General features: G+C 59.9%; 12 protein-coding genes and 1 tRNA gene. 12 read left to right on the top strand and 1 reads right to left on the bottom strand.

Going from position 1 to position 15,069, the window contains the following annotated elements; all coding sequences use genetic code 11:
• Positions 1 to 36: 36 nt before the first annotated feature.
• From NLM27_RS40595 to NLM27_RS40640, 10 genes are all read left to right on the top strand, one after another.
• Positions 37 to 2,109 carry a hydantoinase/oxoprolinase family protein gene (locus NLM27_RS40595; protein WP_254148591.1) on the top strand — a complete coding sequence of 691 codons (2,073 nt, stop codon included), beginning with the start codon at positions 37 to 39 and terminating at the stop codon, positions 2,107 to 2,109.
• Positions 2,102 to 3,781, top strand: a complete 1,680-nt coding sequence (locus tag NLM27_RS40600; RefSeq protein WP_254148592.1) for a hydantoinase B/oxoprolinase family protein — start codon at positions 2,102 to 2,104, stop codon at positions 3,779 to 3,781. Before NLM27_RS40595 ends, NLM27_RS40600 begins: the two co-directional genes overlap by 8 nt.
• Complete coding sequence (locus NLM27_RS40605) at positions 3,778 to 4,947, top strand: ABC transporter substrate-binding protein (protein ID WP_254148593.1); 1,170 nt, start codon at positions 3,778 to 3,780, stop codon at positions 4,945 to 4,947. Before NLM27_RS40600 ends, NLM27_RS40605 begins: the two co-directional genes overlap by 4 nt.
• A gap of 58 nt (positions 4,948 to 5,005) precedes the next feature.
• Positions 5,006 to 6,079, top strand: coding sequence for an ABC transporter ATP-binding protein (locus tag NLM27_RS40610; RefSeq protein WP_254148594.1), 1,074 nt, complete (start codon positions 5,006 to 5,008; stop codon positions 6,077 to 6,079).
• Entirely contained in the window at positions 6,076 to 6,942 is an 867-nt protein-coding gene (locus tag NLM27_RS40615) for an ABC transporter permease (protein WP_254148595.1), read from the top strand. The genes NLM27_RS40610 and NLM27_RS40615 overlap by 4 nt, the downstream gene beginning before the upstream one ends.
• A 62-nt stretch (positions 6,943 to 7,004) precedes the next feature.
• Positions 7,005 to 7,748 carry an ABC transporter permease gene (locus NLM27_RS40620; protein WP_375142338.1) on the top strand — a complete coding sequence of 248 codons (744 nt, stop codon included), beginning with the start codon at positions 7,005 to 7,007 and terminating at the stop codon, positions 7,746 to 7,748.
• A 67-nt stretch (positions 7,749 to 7,815) separates the two neighbouring features.
• Complete coding sequence (locus NLM27_RS40625) at positions 7,816 to 8,781, top strand: threonine/serine dehydratase (protein WP_254148597.1); 966 nt, start codon at positions 7,816 to 7,818, stop codon at positions 8,779 to 8,781.
• Between the two features lie 37 nt (positions 8,782 to 8,818).
• Positions 8,819 to 9,709, top strand: coding sequence for a bifunctional methylenetetrahydrofolate dehydrogenase/methenyltetrahydrofolate cyclohydrolase FolD (gene folD, locus NLM27_RS40630; RefSeq protein ID WP_254148598.1), 891 nt, complete (start codon positions 8,819 to 8,821; stop codon positions 9,707 to 9,709).
• 57 nt (positions 9,710 to 9,766) lie between these two features.
• A complete protein-coding gene (gene purU / locus NLM27_RS40635) occupies positions 9,767 to 10,651 on the top strand; it encodes a formyltetrahydrofolate deformylase (protein WP_254148599.1) in 885 nt (294 codons plus the stop codon).
• A gap of 633 nt (positions 10,652 to 11,284) precedes the next feature.
• Entirely contained in the window at positions 11,285 to 11,614 is a 330-nt protein-coding gene (locus NLM27_RS40640; RefSeq protein WP_254148600.1) for a hypothetical protein, read from the top strand.
• A gap of 14 nt (positions 11,615 to 11,628) precedes the next feature.
• Here the strand turns inward: NLM27_RS40640 and NLM27_RS40645 are convergent.
• Positions 11,629 to 11,700, bottom strand: a tRNA-Val gene (locus NLM27_RS40645).
• 1,505 nt (positions 11,701 to 13,205) lie between these two features.
• Between NLM27_RS40645 and NLM27_RS40650 the strand changes: the two genes are divergently transcribed.
• Together NLM27_RS40650 and NLM27_RS40655 are read left to right on the top strand one after the other, a co-directional pair.
• Positions 13,206 to 14,084, top strand: a complete 879-nt coding sequence (locus tag NLM27_RS40650; protein ID WP_254148601.1) for a polysaccharide deacetylase family protein — start codon at positions 13,206 to 13,208, stop codon at positions 14,082 to 14,084.
• Between the two features lie 157 nt (positions 14,085 to 14,241).
• A complete protein-coding gene (locus NLM27_RS40655) occupies positions 14,242 to 14,967 on the top strand; it encodes an alpha/beta fold hydrolase (RefSeq protein WP_254148602.1) in 726 nt (241 codons plus the stop codon).
• The last annotated feature ends 102 nt before the right edge of the window (positions 14,968 to 15,069 follow it).

Here is a 15,069-nt window from a genome sequence, read left to right on the forward strand (position 1 = left end):
TATTCAAGTCCAGGTAGGTGGATAGGCAGGCCGACAATGCTTCAGCAGAACAGCTCTCGTCAAAACTGGGTCGTCGGCGTCGACGTCGGGGGGACTTTTACCGATTTCTCGGCCAAAGATCTGACGACAGGCCGCGTCCTGATTCACAAAAGGCCCTCGACTCCGGACGATCCCTCGCGTGCCGTTCTGCATGGTCTGCGAGAGCTGACCGAGAAATACGATATTGATCCAGGCGCCATCACGCGTTTCGCGCACGGGACCACCGTCGCCACCAATGCGCTGCTTCAGCGGAAGGGCGCCAAGGTGGCCCTGGTAACGACCAAGGGGTTTCGCGATCTCGTCGAGATCGGCCGCCAGGTTCGGCCGCATATCTATGATCTGCAGTTGGATGCGCCTCAGCCGCTCGCTTCCCGCGCGCTTCGTTTCGAGATCGATGAGCGCATCGGCCCGACCGGCCAGGTTGTCCGTGAATTGTCCGATACCTCGATTGACGCCCTGGTGGAGCAATTGAGGACGCAGCCGGAGATCGAGGGCATTGCTGTCTGCCTGATCTTTTCGTTCCTGAATTCCTCGCACGAGAAGCGGATCGCCGCCGCGCTGCGCGAGGCGTTCCCGAACGTGTTCGTCTCGGTATCGAGCGAAGTGCAGCCGGAGTTTCGCGAGTTCGAAAGGTTCTCGACCACGCTGATTAATGCGTTCCTCCAGCCCGAGGTGGGACGCTACATGAACCGCTTGAAGCTCGAGGTAAGGACGGTCGCGCCAAACGCAGAGTTCGGCATTTTCCAGTCCAGCGGCGGATTGATGTCGGTTGACAGAGCCGCGCAGTTTCCGGTTCGGACCGCACTCTCGGGACCTGCCGCCGGAGCGGTCGGCGCAGCCGGCGCGGGCGCGATGTCCGATATTCCCGATATCATCACCCTGGATATCGGAGGGACCAGCACGGACGTCTGCCTGATCCAGGCCGGTAAGACCGCCATCGCGAGCACCCGGGACATCTCGGGATTCAGGATACGGCTGCCGATGGTGGACATTCACACGGTCGGCGCGGGCGGCGGATCCATCGCGCGGCTGGGCAATGACGGGCTTCTGAAGGTCGGCCCCGAGAGCGCCGGGGCGGTGCCGGGACCGGCCTGCTATCGCCGCGGTGGCACGCTGCCGACCGTCTCCGACGCCAACGTCGTTCTCGGTCGACTGCCCGTAACGCTCACCGGCGGGGGCATGACCATCGATCGCGACCTTGCCGTGAAGGCCGTTACACCGATCGCATCCGAGCTCGGACTCAGCGTTGAAAAGGCTGCGCTCGGCATCGTCGGGATCGTGACATCCAACATGGTCCGGGCCATTCGGGCGGTGACGATCGAACGAGGATACGATCCGCGCAAATTCATCCTCATGCCGTTCGGCGGTGCGGGCGGGTTGCACGCCACCGACGTCGCGCGCTCGATCGGCATCAAACGGATCATCGTTCCCCATGCTCCGGGAATTCTCTGCGCCGAAGGTCTGATCATGTCGGATCTGCAGGAAGACTTCGTCGCGAGCTGCCGGGTTCGTGTCGGCGGGGACATGCGGACCGCTGCAAATGTCGTCGCAGATCTCGTGAAGCAAGGACAGGACTGGCTTGATCAGGAAGGTGAGGGCGCTCTCGAAACCCGCCTCGTCCTGTCGCTGGACATGCGCTATGTCGGTCAGAACTACGAGCTCGCCGTCGAAGTCGCAAGCGGCTCCAGTGCTCCGGTCTTGCCGGATGCCGAGCAGCTGCGCGCGGCATTCTTCGCCGCATATCTGAGGGCCTACGGCCACTACGATCAGCAGGCACCGATCGAGATCGTGAACGTTCGACTTCGGACGATCGCGAAACTGCCGCAGAGCCAGTCGGCGACGAAAAGTTCTGCGAAAAAGCTCGAACCATTCGATACCAAGGACGTCTGGTTCGATGAAGCCGGGCCCGTTCCTACGCCGATGTTCGATCGCTCCGGTCTTCCTGTTGGAACCGTCATCAAGGGCCCGGCAATTATCACGCAGCTCGACTCGACCACGGTGGTCCCGCCGTGGGCCGAGATCACGGTCGATGCCGCCCTCAACATGATCATGGAGATCGACAATGTCTGAGATCGTGATTGACCCGATTTCGCTCGAAATCGCCTGGAATGGACTGAAGTCGATTGCTGACGAATGCTTCATCAGCATCATGCGAAGCGCGTTCTCAACTAACGTGAAAGAGCGCCACGATCACTCCACCGCCATCGCCGATGCGCAGGGGCGGCTGGTTGTGCAAGCGGAAATGGCGCTGCCGATCCATCTTGCATCGATGCGCGGTCTGACAAAATTCATCCTGGATCGATACGGTAGTGATATCCACCCCGGCGACGTCTTCATCGCCAATGATCCGCACGTCGCGGGCGGCACGCATCTTCCGGACATCAACATGGCGATGCCCGTATTTGAAGGCTCCCGGCTCATCGGATTCGTCGCCAACATCATCCACCACGCCGATGTCGGCGGGGCGGCGGTTGGGTCGATGTCGGGAGGTCTGGACGAGATCTACAAGGAAGGGCTGCGGATTCCGATCATGCGGCTCTATTCCAAGGGCGTGCTCGATCAGGATCTGCTGACGCTTTTGCTGCTCAATATGCGTCTGGAGGAAGAACGTCGGGGCGACCTCAACGCCCAGATCGCGGCCTGCAAGCTCGGAGTCGCCAGACTCGAGGACATGTTGCGTGAGCATGGCGGCGACCGGATTTCGGCGATCTTCCGGGAAGTTATCGCCCGCACAGAAATTCGAATGAGAAAGGCCATCGCAACACTTCCCGATGGCGTTTACGCCTTTACCGATTTCATGGATGACGACGGTGCAGGCACCGAGGATATCAAGATCGCGCTGAGAATCGAAAAGACGGGCGACCGCATCCTGTTCGATTTCGAAGGAAGCGATCCGCAGGTCCCCGGCAACTTCAATATGGTTTTCAATGCGACGCAATCGGCGGTGTGCTTCGCCCTCAAAGCTTTGCTCGACCCCAACGTGCCGAACAATCAGGGAATCTTTGACGCGATCGAAATCAAGGCGCCTCTCGGTTCATTTGTCAACTGCATCGCTCCGGCCGCGGTTGCCTTGCGTGCCAACTCCTGCCAACGGGTCGTCGACTGTGTGTTCGGTGCTTTGGCCGAGCAAGTACCAGACCGCGTGGTCGCGGGCACGAACGGAGCAAATACCAGCGCCGTGTTTGCTGGAATAGATCCTCGAACTGCCCAGCTCTACGTTTATCTGGAAACGCTGGGCGGCGGTATGGGCGCGCGCGCAACCTTCGACGGCAAGGACGGCGTCCAGGTCAACATCACCAACACCTCCAACCTGCCCGTGGAGGCCATCGAGCTCGAATATCCGCTCCGCGTTGAGGAATACTCGTTGATCGAGAACACTGGCGGTGCGGGTCGTTACCGCGGCGGCTTGGGCATCCGACGCACCATTCGGCCGATCGATCATGTCTGCGAGTTCAATGGTGTCGGCGAGCGCTTCGTTCACAAGCCTTGGGGACTGTTCGGTGGTGAAGATGGCGCAACAGGACGGTTTTACGTTCGCTCGGATGCCGGCCAAGTCACGGAACTTGCCGCCAAGGCCTGCTGCGTTCGCCTGGAGCCCGATGCTGTTGCAGTGCTCGAGACGGCGGGAGCAGGCGGTTACGGTCCGCCGGCCGAGCGGCTCGCCGCGGCAATCCAGGAAGACCTCGCTTCCGGCAAGTTCTCTGAGGAATACGTGAAACGACATTATTCCAAAGCGTCTTGAGCGCGACCAGGAAGTCCGTCCGGAGGTACCCGGGCAGGCGAGAGATACAAGACTCCGAAGACGGGCGTGACCATACATTGTTCAACGTGAGACAGGAGAATTCCATGCCGAATTTGACGCGACGCAAGGTATTGGCTCTAGGCGCTCTCGGCGCAGCGATGCCGTGGGTAAGCAAAGCAAGCGCCCAGGAGCGGAAGATCACGGTCGCCGCCTACAGCGATATCTTCGAGGATATTTACAAGCGAACTGTTATCGTGCCCTTCATGAAGGCAAATCCCGGTATCCGTGTGGACTACATGGGAATGCCGACGTCTGCCCAAAACCTTGGAATGCTGCGAGCCCAGAAGGCGGCGCCTCAAATTGACGTCTGCATCATGGACGTGGTGGTCGCCAAGGCCGGCGGGGACGAAAACATCTACCAGCCTGTAAGCGCCGAGCAGTTGCCGGTGATGAAGGAGTTGGTTCCCGCGGCCTTGATCCAGGGCGTCCCCGGTCCCGCCGTGACGTTCGATGCGCTCGTGTTGATGTATGCTACCGGCAAGTTCCCAACGCCGCCGACATCCTGGAAGGAGCTCTGGGACAAGAAGCATGCGGGCCGGATTGCGATTGACGCCCCTCCGAATCTGGTCGGAGTTGGACTGACGCTAATAGCCAACAAGTTGGCCGGTGGCGGAGACTACCGCCAGTCGATCGACAAGGGGATCCAACTGCTGGCCGAGATGGCTCCACTCGTGCAGACCTGGGATCCGAAGCCTAATCCCTATGCAGCGGTGGCAAACGGCGCCGTCGATCTCGGTGTCGGATACAATGCGCGCGCGCAAACCATTTCGAAGCAGAATCCGGACCGCATGGCGGCCGCGATGCCTGAAGAAGGGTCGATCTCCCAGATCAACACGATCAATCTCGTCAAGGGATCGAAGCAACAGGAGGCTGCCCTCCAGTTCATGACATACGCATTAAGCGGGGAAGCGCAATCGCGGTTCACCGAAGAGCTCTCCTACGTTCCGACGAACAAGAACGCGTCAATTTCCGAGGATGCGCGGAAGCGGACCGCTACCACGCCGGAGCGGACGGCTCGAATGATCGACGTGGATTGGATCGAGGTCGCCAAGTTCAGGGACAAGATTACCGAGCAATGGCGCAGGAACGTAATCAGCCGCAGCTAGGCAACTGGTTCCAGAATCGCATCTACCGGAGGGGCGTCGCACAAGCGACGGAAAGACATTGTATCTAGAGGTTGAAGCCTTGGAGAAGCGGTACGGCAGCTTCGCGCCGTCGGTGGCCGATCTGTCTTTCTCGCTTGGACAGGGCGAGCTGCTCGGCCTGTTAGGACCGTCAGGTTGCGGCAAGACCACGACCCTTCGGATGATCAGCGGCCTTGTCCAGGCGACGTCGGGTAAGATCAAGGTCGGCGGTCAGGATGTCACTCACCTTCCGACCTACCGACGCAACATGGGGGTGATGTTCCAGTCCTATGCGCTGTTCCCGCATATGACCATCGCGGAGAACGTCGCGTTCGGGCTGCAAATGCGCAAGGTGAGAAAGTCCGATATCGCAGCGCGGGTCGCATCCGCACTAGCGATGGTTCGCTTGGATGGCGTCGCGGATCGCAAGCCGCGTGAACTTTCGGGCGGCCAGCAACAGCGGGTCGCTCTCGCCCGCGCACTAGTCGTGGAACCCGATATTCTGTTGCTGGACGAACCTCTCTCGAATCTCGATGCGAAACTGCGGGACAACATGCGCAACGAGATCCGGGAGATACAACAGCGTTTGCGGATGACCACCGTGTTTGTCACGCACGATCAGACGGAAGCCATGGCGATCTGCGACCGGATCGTCGTGATGAACCGCGGCAAGCTAGAGCAGATCGGAACTCCCCTCGATATCTATGAGAGGCCGGAAACACCGATGGTGGCGGAGTTCGTCGGGCGCATCAACCGATTGGAAGGGCAATGGCGTAACGATGGCGCCATCGCCGTGGGCGACTCTCTCATCCGCGCAAACGCGAACGGCCGTACCGGGCGCGTCCTCATTATGATCCGCCCTCATCGCATCGATCTGGCAGCGGCTGGCGAGCCGGGCTCGGGATTGCCGGAAGAGAATATGGTTGCCGGGACCATCCGGCACATCACCTACGTCGGAGACACGCTCCAATATGCGGTCGCGACGGCGGGCGGTCTGCTGCAGGTCGAAAAGGCCACGAGCTCCGCGACAGATCCCTTTCAGCCCGGCGATGCCGTGGCGCTACGATGGAAAACACGCGACACGCTCACCTTCTCCTCGGAGGCGGCCGGATGACCGTTTCCGCGCTCGAAGCGAACGACGCAAAGCGCGGAGGGAGATCGCTGCTGTCGGCCCTCCTGCTCCCGATCGTTTTCGTGAACATACTGGTCTTCGTCGCGCCCGTGGCGAATCTCGCAGCCATGTCGTTCCGCAGTGCGGCGGCTACGGGAGCGATGACTGACGGTTTTGATCTCTCGACCTGGAGTTCACTGATCTCGGATGCATACTATTGGTCGATGTTGTGGCGAACGGTCTGGATCGGGGCGCTGATCACGCTCGTCACGCTGGTGCTTTCCTATCCTCTCGCATTGTTCGTCAGCCGCGCGACAAGGGCCAAGGCGCTTCTCATCGTGCTCTGCATCTCGCCGCTCCTGATCTCGGCCGTAGTGCGTACCTACGGTTGGATGGTGATCCTCGGCGACCAAGGCTTCCTGCCAGCCATGTTGCGTTCGTTCAACCTGACGCCGCCGCGATTGATCAACAATCAGCTTGGCGTCATCATCGGCATGACCGAAATCCTCATGCCCTACATGATACTGTCGCTCCTCTCGGGGTTTGGAAAGCTGGATGCGACGCTGGAGCAGGCCGCGGAGACGCTTGGGGCCGGCCCTTTTACCGTATTCCGCCGGATCGTTCTCCCGCTCAGCATGCCGGGAATTCTGCTCGGATGCCTGCTCTGCTTCGTGCTGGCGGTAAGCAGCTTTATCACGCCTAAGATGCTGGGAGGCGGGCGGGTCGCCCTGTTGGCGACCGAGATCTACGATCAGGCCATCGTCACGTTGAATTGGCCCGTTGCGGCGTGCTTGTCCGTCCTGATCTTGATCGTGTTCGGAACAGCCTTGCTGTTCTACGGCCAACTCTCCAAGATTGTAGAGTAGGGGGCTCGGTCGTGCTGCCAAAGATCGCGAAAGGCATCCACGCATTGGGCATCATTCTAATAATGATGTTCTTGCTTGCGCCGGTGATCCTCGTATTCCCCATATCGTTCTCTGCTGACGCTTTCGTGGCCTGGCCACCATCGGCCTGGAGTACAAGGTGGTACGTCGCTCTTCTTCACAACGAAGAGATGGTGACGGCCTTTCGCAACAGCCTGCTCATCGCAGCTTGCGTGACTGCCATAACACTCCTGGTCGCGATGCCGGCCGCTGTGGCGTTGACGCGATGGGGTTTTCGGGGACGAGACGCCCTGATTTCCTTGTTCACCGCGCCGCTTCTGCTTCCAAGCATCGTCCTGGGCCTGGCCATCCTCGTCATATTTGCCGGATATGGTCTGGTTAGCAGTTGGCCCGGGGTCGTCATTGCGCATCTGGTCATTACCCTGCCTTATGCCTTGAGAGTGTTGATGACGGGCCTTAGCACAATGCCTCCTTTCGTCGAGGATGCCGCGGGAACGCTTGGCGCTGCGCCATGGCAGGTCTTTCGCCAGATCACGCTTCCGCTCATGACGCCCGCACTCGTCGCGTCCGCCGCGCTGGCATTCATCGTTTCGTTCGATGAAGTCGTGATTTCGCTGTTCATCGCAGGAACCCAGCTCAAGCTGCTCCCGGTCTCACTCTATCACTACGTGGAAAGCTGGACCGATCCGCTCGTCGCCGCCGTCTCCGCGCTGCTGGTGCTGGGTACGCTTGGCATCGTGCTCATCGTGGAAAGGGCCATCGGCCTGGGTAAGGCTGTGTCAAAGTGATCATCCGAGCGCAGGATCGATATGCGCGCGCCCTTTCGGTCGTTCCCAAAAGCATGGATACTTCGCGATGATCACGATCGAAGAGATTTCGCGGGCGCGAACTCGCCTGCACGGAAAGCACGTCGTGACGCCGATGCTCGAGTACGATCGGATCAACGATAGTCTCGGTGGTCGCGTTCTGTTCAAGCCAGAGAATCTGCAAAGAACGGGATCATTCAAGTTCAGGGGTGCCTTCAACAAGATCGCGTCTCTTGACGATGGCCAACGAAAAAAGGGCGTGGTGACGTTCTCTTCGGGGAACCATGCTCAAGGCGTTGCCGCTGCGGCCAAGACTTTCGGTATCCCGGCTACCGTCGTGATGCCGGAAGACGCGCCCATTCTGAAACGCGAGAATACACGAAGGCTCGGCGCGGACGTCGTGCTCTATGACCGCCACGTCGGCGATCGAAAGGCAATTGCGGAGGAGATCGCCGCAAGAACAGGGGCCATCCTGGTTCCCCCCTATGACGATGAAATGGTCATCGCGGGCCAAGGCACGATCGGGTTGGAGGTCGTCGACCAGCTCGATGCGATCAATGCACGAGCCGATGTATTGCTTTGTCCCGTCGGAGGAGGCGGCCTCATTGCCGGCGTATCGACCGCCTTGAAAGCGCTGCAGCCGCACATCGAAATTTATTGCGTCGAACCGGAGGGGTTCGACGATACGCGGATTTCGTTGGAGCGCGGAGAGCGTACCAGCAATCGCGCCGGTTCTCGCTCCATCTGCGATGCCATCGTCACAGAGATCCCGGGGGAAATCACCTTTCCCATCAACCGTCGCAATCTTGCCGGCGGCTTCGCGGTGTCCGACGCGGACGTCGTGGAAGCCGTTCGTCAGTTGTTTCAGATCGCCAAGCTCGTTGTCGAGCCTGGCGGCGCGGTGGGATTTGCGGCGCTCCTGGCCGGCCGCATCGATCTGCAAGGTCGAACAGCCGTCGTCGTGCTTTCTGGGGGGAACGTCGATCTTGAGTTCTTCAAACTAGAAATCGCGTAGGCAAGAGGCATTACTTCCAGGCAATCGGAGCAATGGAATGAGGCGTGGAATTATCGATGGAAAGTCTACGGCAGCCCAGATTCGCCAACGGGCGGCGGAGGTCGCGGTCCGGCTTCGTGAGGACCATGGAGTCGTCTGTGGCCTCGCGGTTGTGCTCGTCGGTGAAGATCCAGCCTCCCAGGTCTATGTCCGCAACAAGAGCGCCCAGACCCGTGAAGTCGGAATGAACTCGTTTGAGCACCGGCTGGCCGCGGATGCTTCGGAGGGCGAACTGCTGGCGCTGGTCACCAAGCTCAACCTGGATCCTGCCGTCGACGGCATATTGGTCCAGCTGCCGCTTCCGCCCCACATGAATGCAGAACGTGTTATCAACGCGATCGCTCCGCACAAGGACGTCGACGGCTTTCACATCTCGAACGTCGGGCTTCTGGGAACCGGGCAAAGAGCATTGGTGCCGTGTACGCCCCTTGGCTGCATGATGATGCTGAAGGAGGTTCACGGCGATCTTTCGGGCCTCGAGGCCGTCATCGTCGGGCGATCAAACATCGTGGGCAAGCCCCTGGCGCAGCTTCTCATCATGGCCAATTGTACGGTGACCGTAGCGCACAGCCGCACACGTGATCTTCCATCGGTATGTCGGCGTGCCGATATCCTCGTCGCCGCGGTCGGGCGAGCCCAGTTGATCCGGGGCGACTGGATTAAGCCCGGAGCCTCCGTGATCGACGTCGGCATCAATCGTGTCGAACGCGACGGCAAGTCTCGGCTGGTCGGCGACGTCGACTTTGACGAGGCGGCTGCCGTGGCTGGCGCGATTACACCTGTGCCAGGCGGCGTTGGGCCAATGACTATCGCCTGTCTGCTGGTCAACACCCTGACTGCGGCTCATCGAGCCAGAAACCTCCCCGTACCTGTTGGCCTGACGGCCTAAGCGCCGCCACCGTTTCATCCTCCGGCAGACCGCCGCCACTCCTTTCGAGAACTCCTCATGACCAGTTTTCTCCTCACCGTTACGTGCCCGGCAAGGCGCGGCATCGTTGCCGCGATCTCGACGTTTCTCGCTAAGAATGGCTGCAACATAACGGACAGCTCGCAGTTCGATGACGTGCAGGCCGACCGATTTTTCATGCGGGTAAGCTTTCTATCGGAGGAAGGTGCGAAGCTTTCAGCGTTACGAGAGGGCTTTTCGGCCGTCGCAGAGCAGTTCGACATGAAGTGGGCCATCCAGGACGGATCCACGCGGATGAAAGTCGTGATCATGGTGTCGCGCTTCGGTCATTGCCTGAACGATCTCTTGTATCGCTGGCGCATCGGCGCGCTCCCGATCGATATCGTTGCGGTGATTTCCAATCATCTCGACTTCCAAAAGCTCGTGGTTAATCACGATGTTCCTTTTCATTACATCAAAGTGACAAAAGAGAACAAACCCGAGGCCGAAGCTCAGCAGATGCGCATCGTCGAGGAGACTGGAGCGGAACTGGTAGTCTTGGCACGCTACATGCAAATCCTCTCTGACGAGATGTGCAGGAAAATGTCGGGAAGGATCATCAATATCCATCACTCATTCCTGCCTTCCTTCAAAGGCGCAAACCCCTATAAGCAGGCTTTCGAGCGCGGCGTTAAGCTCATCGGGGCAACGTCCCACTATGTAACGGCGGATCTAGACGAGGGACCGATCATCGAGCAGGACATCATCCGGGTTACGCATGCACAAAGTCCGGAGGACTATGTGAGCCTGGGACGAGATGTCGAGAGCCAGGTCCTCGCGCGGGCGGTCCACGCGCACATACATCGAAGAGTGTTGGTCAACGACGAAAAAACGGTCGTCTTTCCGGCGTCGCCGGGATCGTATGCGGCGGAACGAGTGGGCTGACGTCGAAAATGGTGGGACGCATGCGGCAACGGCCGCAGCGGGCTCTCGTGAACCGAGCCGCGTCGCGTCTCGGCCTTCGGCTTCGATCCCTCGCACAGGTAGATATAATGTGTCGCTCGCCGGAGGCACTCGCGCGAAGGGCTGCCGCTTTGCGGCACCGCTATCACTGCCCGTCGCGCGGGTACCTTGTTAAACCGGTCTCGCGACTGCACTCGGTCCCGGGTCCCGCCGCTACGCGTCGGCGCTATGCTGACCCTCTTGCGGGTGCCTCTTTCGATTTTCTCACTTTTGCTCTTGCTTTCGATGCGTTGCTCACGCCCGCGCTGACTTGCTCACATTCCGGCGCTTGAAGCCTTAGGGCTCCGCCCCTCGCGCGCGCCAGAGTAAAGCGCCGGCTGGCGCCGGCGCCGCCCCGAGCGGTTTCCCCGGTCTTCCGCGCTCTTCTCACACTGCTGCCTCGGACTGCATGGCCCACACACTTGTGCAGACCCGCTCTTGTGAGCGGCCCTTGCGGGCGGGTGATCCCCCTCCGCTCGGGTCGCCCTGGCACTTGCTACCCCCGGTCTCGCCGACGGGCAGGGGTGCAGGCGCGTGGTGCGCCTTGCACCCATGGAAGCAAAAGGAAGCATGATCATGTCGGCAAAGTCAGTTGAAATCATTCCCGCGAGCGGGACCCTCGGCAGCCGGTGTCGTGCGGCGATGGCCGCCGCATCCATACGGGTGAGTGAGCGTTCGGACGCGGCGTTGCGCTATCTGCGTTCGTCGCGAGGGTTCTCTCCAATCTGGTGGGGCGGCGCGAGGCTTTGGGCGGCTGTGTGCGCATTTGGCCGTTTGGTGCAATGGATCCTCGTTCCGAAGGGCGACGAGCCGCTCGACGTCCTCAAGCACTACGTTTCTGTCTTGATTGTACTGATGCGGTTTCTGATGCGGCAGTCGCGCTGCAGGCAAACCAGAACGAAGTAAGCTATTGATCACCTTGGTGGGCCCGGCAGGACTCGAACCTGCAACCAGACCGTTGTGAGCGGTCGGGCTCGCCTGACTTGGCACCCAGTTACAGAGAAACGCGCATCCGGCCGCGGCTATTGGCGTTCCTCGTATCTGTTGCAGCGACCATCGCCAAGTTGTACCCGGCTGAGCTCTTGAAATGGCGGATCACAACGCAGGAGCGTGTACGCCTTGTACGAGGGCGGGGGGACGCGCCAGCAAAGAGTCTGGCCCGCGGGTATTTGGTACGTTTCCCCGCTTGCTAACGTATAGCTGCACACGGCATGCGTGCTGTTCACCTTCGCCTCCGCGTGGGCCTGGTTGAGCGAAGCCACCGCCAGGAGCATCACCAATGATCGACGCATCTTGTTCGTTCTCCGCACATCTGATCGCAAATAGTGAAACTGGGATGCGGGCATCCTTGCAACGAGACAGCCCAGGTCACAAAGTCCTGAAATACACGTCTGGCCCAATACAAGGTGTGACGCGTAGCCTTGATCGATCACATCGTCCAGTGCAACAACAACTGCAATCGTCTCTAAGTGTGCGTGCTTTTGCAAAACTTGCTGCAATCGATGCGTCACCAACATGGGCTTCGTTGACATGCTCTCGATGTCAACCCCAATGTCTCATCATTATAGTGGCCGGTTGTCGTTATCGTTGAAGGCGGGACGCGGTTAATCGCGGAGATGGAATTGAAAAAGCAGAATCCAGAGGTGCCCCGTCGTTCCTTTGTTCCAGGCGGCACAATGATCGGAGCAGCTCCCGCGACCGCAGCTATAACGCGCGACGGCGAACGGGTGCACCACCGCGCTCATATCGAGGATCAATGCCGGTTCAGGATGGAGCCACTCACCACCTGAGGTGCAGGGCGCGGACTTTAAATGCTTCGCGGCTGAAGAGTGGGCGGGGCGGTCTTCGGCTCGGCGTCTGTCAGATTACTGTCGGTCCCTCGGTGAAGCCGCTGTGGTGGAACGAGGTGAATGACAATTCCTTCCGCAGATTGATCGCGCGAATAGTCCTTCGCGACCTTTCGGCTGATAGCGGCCCGCTCGTCGAGAGGGCCTTCCGTAAGTCAATCGTCGAAAGGCCGAGACTATAACGCGACGCGCCTGCATACGCGGCGCTTGACGTCCGATTGCCCGGCACCAGCGAGCTCGATCTCCCGGGATACCGGAAGATGATCAAGGTCGGCATTCCGGTCATCCTCCAACCATTTGACCGTCTTGATCCGTCGGCTCGGATGATGACGACAAGATCGTTGACGACGGGCAGCACGCGGCTCGCCCGATGATCATAAACATTCCTTGATGCTGTAACCAAGCTGGTGCCTGGTCCGAATCTTTGGTCGTGCCTATCGGCGGTCGCGCGTGGCCGGCAGGTTATTGTACTTGGGACAGCATGACCAAGGTTGGACTGACCGGGCTCGCAGAAAGGACCTTTGTCGCGAAACAACATCCATCTCAGCCTTGTGCACGCAGCACGGCCAAGCCGGCCAGTGCTTTTGACGTGATGGGCTCGGCGAGCATTTCTGATGCTTGAAGTAGTTTATCGAGGAGTTATCGACTGAATGCAGACCCAAACGAAGCGTTACAACTTCACGCCGATTGTCGATCGTACCGTTGTGTCCTTTCCGAACAAGGAACGCATCGCGGTCGTGATCTACATCAATCTGGAGCATTTTCCGGAGGACCGGCCTGGCCCGGCGATCGTGCCGCACACCGCGCATTTCATGCCGGACGCTCTCAATTACGGCTGGCGAGACTATGGGCAGCGAGTGGGCATTTGGAGGCTGATGGAGGCGTTGGACAAATATGGCTTGCCGGCAAGCGTGTGTCTCAATTCAGATGTCTGTCGTGAGTATCCCCGGGTCGTCGAGGAAAGCTCAAAACGCAAGTGGGATTTCATGGGGCACGGACGCAACAACTCCGAGATCGTCAACGGCCTTTCCTTGGAGGAGGAAGCAGCGCTGATCGAGGAGACGATCACGGTCATCACGGCGGCCACCGGTGAAAAGCCAAAAGGCTGGCTCAGCCCGTTTTTGACGGAGACGTACGCCACGCCAGATCTGCTCGCCGAGCGGGGTATTGAGTATCTGTGCGACTATACTTGTGATGATCTGCCCTTTCAGATGAACGTGAAGAGGGGCTCTCTTCTGGGAATGCCGTACTCCCTCGAATGCAATGACCTTCCGTCGGTTCTGACGTTCGGTACGTCCGCGGAAGACTTTGGCCGGACAATACGAGACCAGTTTGACGTCCTCTACGAGGAGGGGGAGCGGATTCCGAGGGTCCTTCCCATTGCCTTGCATCCCTTTGTCACGGGGCAGCCGTTTCGGACGAAGCACCTGGCGGCAGCCTTCGCCCACATCTCAAGCCGGAAGGACGTGTGGGTGACGACCAGCGGGGAGATCAACAAGTGGTATCGGCAACACCATCTGCGGAATTAGCGGCATCCCGCATCGCACGGTTCTTTCCAACATTCCGATCCTCAACGATCCACGGGCCTTTGCAGCTCACGAGCCAGATAATGGCCTTGGGCGGTACCGTTTCGCGCGTACGTCAGCAAACCCACCTCCTGCGTAACTCTCATGAGAAGGAATCACGATGAATCCCGAAACGCTCGCGCCCACTATCGTGCTCGTGCACGGGGCCTTCGAAGACGCGTCGATCTGGAACAAGGTGATCGCGCGGCTCCAGCGCGACGGCTACCCGGTCGTCGCTTTCGCCAATCCGTTGCTGGGCGTGGCGGTCGACGCCGCCTATCTGCGCAGCGTGATCGACAGAATCCAGGGGCCCGTGATCCTGGCAGCTCATTCCTACGGCGGGGCCGTCATTACTCAGGCCGGCACGGACCCCAAGGTCAAGGGCCTCGTCTACGCAGCCGCAGTGATACCCGCGGCAGGGGAAGCTGCAAGCAATTTGCTCGAGCGGTTTCCCGGCAGCACATTCCCCACGTCCGTCGAGGCGGTCAGCTACTCTCTCCCCGACGGAACCAGCGGCACGTATCTCCTTTATCAGGCCGACAAGTTCCACAGCAACGTCGCTGCCGATGTGCCCGCGAGCGAGGCCGCCATGATGCTCGCTACCCAACGCCCTATGAACCTGGCGGCCCTGACCGAGACGCTGACATCCGCTGCATGGACGAGCAAGCCGAGTTGGCAAATCAGGACCCTGCAGGATCTCGCCATTCCTCCGGCCGAACAGAAGTTCGAAGCCGATCGTGCAAAATCGCGCGTCGTCGAGGTGAATGCATCGCATGCCGTCACTGTCTCCAACCCGGACGTCGTGGCCGACGTGATCGTACAGGCCGCCCGTGCGGCTGCGAAGTAACGGCGGGGACACCGCGTTGCGCGGACATGGACTCCTAGAAGGAAAGAAGCTTTGCGGACTGTTTCCATGATCCCCGATCGAGAATGCGGTGAAGCCGCGCTG

The sequence above is a fragment of the Bradyrhizobium sp. CCGB12 genome, assembly GCF_024199845.1.
Taxonomy (GTDB): domain Bacteria; phylum Pseudomonadota; class Alphaproteobacteria; order Rhizobiales; family Xanthobacteraceae; genus Bradyrhizobium.

Coding starts and splice junctions, on each gene's coding strand:
- NLM27_RS40655 (WP_254148602.1), top strand. CDS start 14,242: ATGAATCCCGAAACGCTCGCGCCCACTATCGTGCTCGTGCACGGGGCC.
- NLM27_RS40600 (WP_254148592.1), top strand. CDS start 2,102: ATGTCTGAGATCGTGATTGACCCGATTTCGCTCGAAATCGCCTGGAAT.
- NLM27_RS40620 (WP_375142338.1), top strand. CDS start 7,005: ATGATGTTCTTGCTTGCGCCGGTGATCCTCGTATTCCCCATATCGTTC.
- NLM27_RS40650 (WP_254148601.1), top strand. CDS start 13,206: ATGCAGACCCAAACGAAGCGTTACAACTTCACGCCGATTGTCGATCGT.
- purU (WP_254148599.1), top strand. CDS start 9,767: ATGACCAGTTTTCTCCTCACCGTTACGTGCCCGGCAAGGCGCGGCATC.
- NLM27_RS40640 (WP_254148600.1), top strand. CDS start 11,285: ATGTCGGCAAAGTCAGTTGAAATCATTCCCGCGAGCGGGACCCTCGGC.
- folD (WP_254148598.1), top strand. CDS start 8,819: ATGAGGCGTGGAATTATCGATGGAAAGTCTACGGCAGCCCAGATTCGC.
- NLM27_RS40625 (WP_254148597.1), top strand. CDS start 7,816: ATGATCACGATCGAAGAGATTTCGCGGGCGCGAACTCGCCTGCACGGA.
- NLM27_RS40595 (WP_254148591.1), top strand. CDS start 37: ATGCTTCAGCAGAACAGCTCTCGTCAAAACTGGGTCGTCGGCGTCGAC.
- NLM27_RS40615 (WP_254148595.1), top strand. CDS start 6,076: ATGACCGTTTCCGCGCTCGAAGCGAACGACGCAAAGCGCGGAGGGAGA.